Source organism: Luteibacter sp. P4_E6 (assembly GCF_056401535.1).
This window is the reverse complement of sequence record NZ_JBFUJE010000365.1, coordinates 1-3,938: the sequence shown is the minus strand read 5'-3', so window position 1 is coordinate 3,938 and position 3,938 is coordinate 1. Positions and strand designations below refer to the sequence as shown.

At 63.6% G+C, this 3,938-nt stretch carries 4 protein-coding genes and 1 pseudogene; 4 read left to right on the top strand and 1 reads right to left on the bottom strand.

The genetic code is table 11. The features are described from left to right. The 3 genes and pseudogenes from AC1DT2_RS17255 to AC1DT2_RS17245 all read left to right on the top strand — a co-directional run. Positions 1-186 (top strand): annotated as a pseudogene (locus tag AC1DT2_RS17255) (peroxiredoxin); the annotation flags it as partial. Beyond that, positions 183-533, top strand: a complete 351-nt coding sequence (locus AC1DT2_RS17250; RefSeq protein ID WP_063570739.1) for a helix-turn-helix domain-containing protein — start codon at positions 183-185, stop codon at positions 531-533. The pseudogene AC1DT2_RS17255 and the gene AC1DT2_RS17250, both read left to right, overlap by 4 nt. 72 nt (positions 534-605) lie before the next feature. Next, positions 606-2,237, top strand: a complete 1,632-nt coding sequence (locus AC1DT2_RS17245) for an OFA family MFS transporter (protein ID WP_477297687.1) — start codon at positions 606-608, stop codon at positions 2,235-2,237. Positions 2,238-2,331: 94 nt separating this feature from the next. On the opposite strand, the gene AC1DT2_RS17240 is transcribed toward AC1DT2_RS17245, so the two are convergent. Further along, positions 2,332-3,291, bottom strand: coding sequence for a YVTN family beta-propeller repeat protein (locus AC1DT2_RS17240; RefSeq protein WP_477297686.1), 960 nt, complete (start codon positions 3,289-3,291; stop codon positions 2,332-2,334). Between the two features lie 259 nt (positions 3,292-3,550). Between AC1DT2_RS17240 and AC1DT2_RS17235 the strand changes: the two genes are divergently transcribed. Beyond that, the coding region (locus tag AC1DT2_RS17235) for an SAM-dependent methyltransferase (RefSeq protein ID WP_477297684.1) at positions 3,551-3,938 on the top strand (388 nt) is incomplete at its 3' end.

The following is a 3,938-nucleotide window of genomic DNA, read 5'->3' as shown; positions in this document are numbered from 1 at the left end:
GCATCGGTGACCTTCGGCCGTGATCCCATGGATGGCTTGTTCACCCTCGTCGCCGGTGTTCGCATCGCGCTTCCCGGTGTCGGCCGCGCGGCCGCCGAGGAGCTGGTCCGCGACACCGAGCGTATCTGTCCCTACGCAAAGATGGCCCGCCAGGGCATCGAATGCATCGTCTCCCTAGAGCAATGAACGAAAGTCGTCTTCCCCCCTGGGCGCACGAGCGCCTGCAACGCTTCATCGACACGCATCTCGGACGTCGCCTCGCCATCGCCGAACTGGCTTCGGCGATCGGTTACAGCGAGTCCTATTTCTTCCGCGCCTTCAAGGCGAGCTTCGGCAGTACGCCTCACGCCTATGTGTTGATGCGTCGCCTGGAGCGCGCCTGCGAGCTCATGCTCGCCACCGACGATGCGCTCTGTGACATTGCCGTGCGCTGCGGCCTCTCCGACCAGGCCCACTTCACGCGGCGCTTCCGCCGCGCGTTCGACGCGCCGCCGGGCGAGTGGCGGCGAAGGGAGCGACTAAGACCATCGTAGGGTGGCGCCAGCCCAAAACCTGCCTAAGATGCGATCCGGAGAAGTACCACTCACAGGCAGGGGAACAAACGCATGGCAGGAAACGAGACGGCCGGCTTGCTGGCCCGGGAACGTACGATCGCGGGTCCGGGSTTCAATCGCTGGCTGGTGCCACCTGCGGCCCTCGCCATTCATCTATGTATCGGCATGGCCTACGGGTTCTCGGTGTTCTGGCTGCCGATGACCAACCTGGTGACCGGCGCCGATGCCACGGTCTGCGCGAGCCAGGGCTTCCTCGACCAGCTCACGACAACGACCTGCAACTGGACCGTTCCCTCGGTCAACCACATCTTCGAAACCTTCATCGCCATGCTCGGCCTCGCCGCGGCGATCTGGGGTGGCTGGCTCGAGCATGCCGGGCCGCGCAAGGCCGGCTTCATCGCCGCGTGCTGTTGGGGCGGCGGTCTGGTGCTGGGCGGCATCGGCGTCTCTCTCCACCAGCTCTGGCTGGTCTACCTCGGCTGCGGGTTGCTGGGCGGCGTGGGGCAGGGGCTTGGTTACATCACGCCGGTGTCGACGCTGATCAAATGGTTTCCCGACCGTCGTGGCCTGGCCACGGGCTTCGCCATCATGGGTTATGGCGGCGGCGCGATGATCGGCGCGCCGATTGCCGTCAAGCTCATGGACGTCTTCAAAAGCGGTGATGTCCCAGGCGTATCGACCACGCTGATCGTCATGGGTCTGGTTTACTTCGTGGTGATGTCGCTGGGGGCGTTCGGCTTCAGGGTCACACCGAACGGCTGGAAGCCGGTGGGCTATCAGCTAGCCACGGCGGACGTGTCCAAGCGGCCCATGATCAGCCATGGCCACGTGCACCTTAGCCGAGCCTGGAAGACGCCGCAGTTCTGGCTCATCTGGGGCGTGCTGTGCATGAACGTGACCGCTGGCATTGGCGTGTTGTCCATGGCAAGTCCGATGTTGCAGGACGTGTTCGGTGCGGGTCTGCTTGGTGTCGATCCGGGTACGGCGCTTACCGCCGCGCAGAAGGCCGCGATCGCTACCGCCGCCGCGGGTCTGGTGGGCCTCATCAGCCTGTTCAATTCGGTGGGCCGCCTGGCCTGGGCTTCGGCGTCGGATTTTCTTGGCCGACGGTTTACTTACTGCGTTTTCTTTATCCTCGGCATCATTCTGTATTGCCTCCTGCCGACGCTCGGTCACCTGGGCATGGCGGCGGCATTTGTCATCACGGTCTGCGTCATCCTGTCGATGTACGGCGGCGGCTTCGCCACCGTGCCGGCCTATCTGGCGGATATGTTCGGGACGCAGATGGTCGGTGCCATCCATGGCCGTCTGCTCACTGCATGGTCGGTGGCCGGCGTGATCGGCCCGGTCCTCATTGCCGGCATCCGTGAGGCGCAGCTGGGCGCCGGGGTGGCCAAGAATCTCGTCTACGACCGCACCCTGTACATCCTCGCGGGCCTCTTGCTGATCGGCCTGATCTGCAACCTGATGGTCCGCCCGGTCGATCCGAAGCACCACATGACCGAGGAAGAGCTGAAGCGCGAGCGCGCGTTGCAGCACGAGGTGCAGGCCTCGGATGCGAGCCTCGCCACCGCGGCACGTGGGCCGTTCGGCCTGATAGGCGTGTTGGCCTGGCTGGCGGTGGGCGTTCCGTTCCTGATCGGGGTGTGGATTGCGTTGAAGAAGGCGGGGGCGCTGCTCTAGCTCCCGGCAGCATGTTTTAACGAAAACGGCCACCCCCGAAGAGGTGGCCGTTTTCTTTTCTTGCCCGGCGCCGCCTGTCCGGGCGGCGATTTGGTTATTCCGGCTGGGTAGCGATAGCGGCCGGGAAGTTGCCGACGTTGACCGTGGCGATCACCTTGTTGGTGAACGGGTTGATGACGGAAACCGAGTGCGAACCCGAGTTAGTGACATACACGCGGCCGAACGTGCGGCTGACGGCTAACGCGCTCGGCGCAGCGCCCACCGGCACCGTGGCGATGATGGCGCTGTTGAGCGGGTTGATCACCGACACGGTGGAGTCGGCGAGATTGGAAACATAGACCGGCAGACCGATCGGGCTGGTCACCACGGCGTCGGAGCCGTTGCCGGCGGCGATCGTCGACTTGACCTGATTCGTGAATGCGTCGATGACGGAGACATTGTTGGAGTTGCTGTTGGCGACGTAGATGCGGGCGCCCAAGGGGCCCACGTCGAGGCCATTCGGTGCGCTGCCGACGGGAACCGTTGCGACGACCGCTTTGGTCCCGGTGTCGATCACCGAGACGGTGTTCTCGCCAAAGTTGGACGTGTACAGGAACTTGCCGCTGGGGCCAGTCGCCACGTTGAACGGCAGAAAGCCGACATCGACCGAAGTAACGACCRTGTTCTTCGTCGCATCGATAACGGATACCGTGCTGTCGTTGGCGTTGGCCACATAGACGTTACGTCCATCCGGGCTGACGGTCACGCCGAAGGGGAAGCCGCCGACCGGCACCGACGCGATGACCGTATTGGTAGCCGCCTTGATGACGGAAACGGTGTTGTCGTTGCCATTGGTGACGTACACCTCGGCACCATTGGGGCTGACGGCGATACCCTGCGGGTTACCACCGACCGGGATCGTCGCCGTCACGGCGTTGTTGGTGGTGTCGATGACGGAAACCGTATTGTCGGCCTGGTTCACCACGTAGGCATTCTTGTTGAATGCGGCGGCAGGCAGCGCAACAACCGCCAGCACGAGCGGGAGGGCGCAGCGCGTGATTTTCTTGTTCATCATGGAATACCTCGAAAGTGGATGTTGGGCGCCAAGAAACGCCCGCCATGAAGCTATGTCGGGGCTTCGGCCTTCGACATATGTCATCGATTGCGTGGGTACGGGCATGCCGAGCTGGAACGGGATGACCTTATCGAAGCTTCGTTACCGGGACTTTCCCTTCGGGTTACGCCGGACGTTGCAGGCGTGTGGCAGGTGGATCGCCTTGCACAAAGCGGCGGCTCTGCTATAACGGGGATTCAACGGGGTCAGGGGAAGTTCCATGGCGAATACGCCAGAGGCGTCGAAGGGGAGCCTGGTGTGCGTCGGGGTCGGCATGACGCTCGGCTCGCACCTCACGCCGATTTCAAAAAGCGAGATCGAGCGCGCGGACGTCGTGTTCGCCGGGGTATCCGATGCCCTGGTGGAAATGTGGCTGCGCGAAATGCATGCCGACGTGCGCAGCCTCCAGCCGTATTACGCCGAGGGAAAGTCGCGTCGGCGTACGTACGAGGAAATGATCGAGGCCATCCTCGCCGAGGTTCGTGCCGGCAAGCGTGTCTGCGGCGTTTTCTACGGCCATCCGGGCATTTTCGCCCTGGCGCCGCATCGCTCTATCGAGATCGCGCGCGCAGAGGGCTATGACGCACGTATGGAGCCCGGCGTCTCGT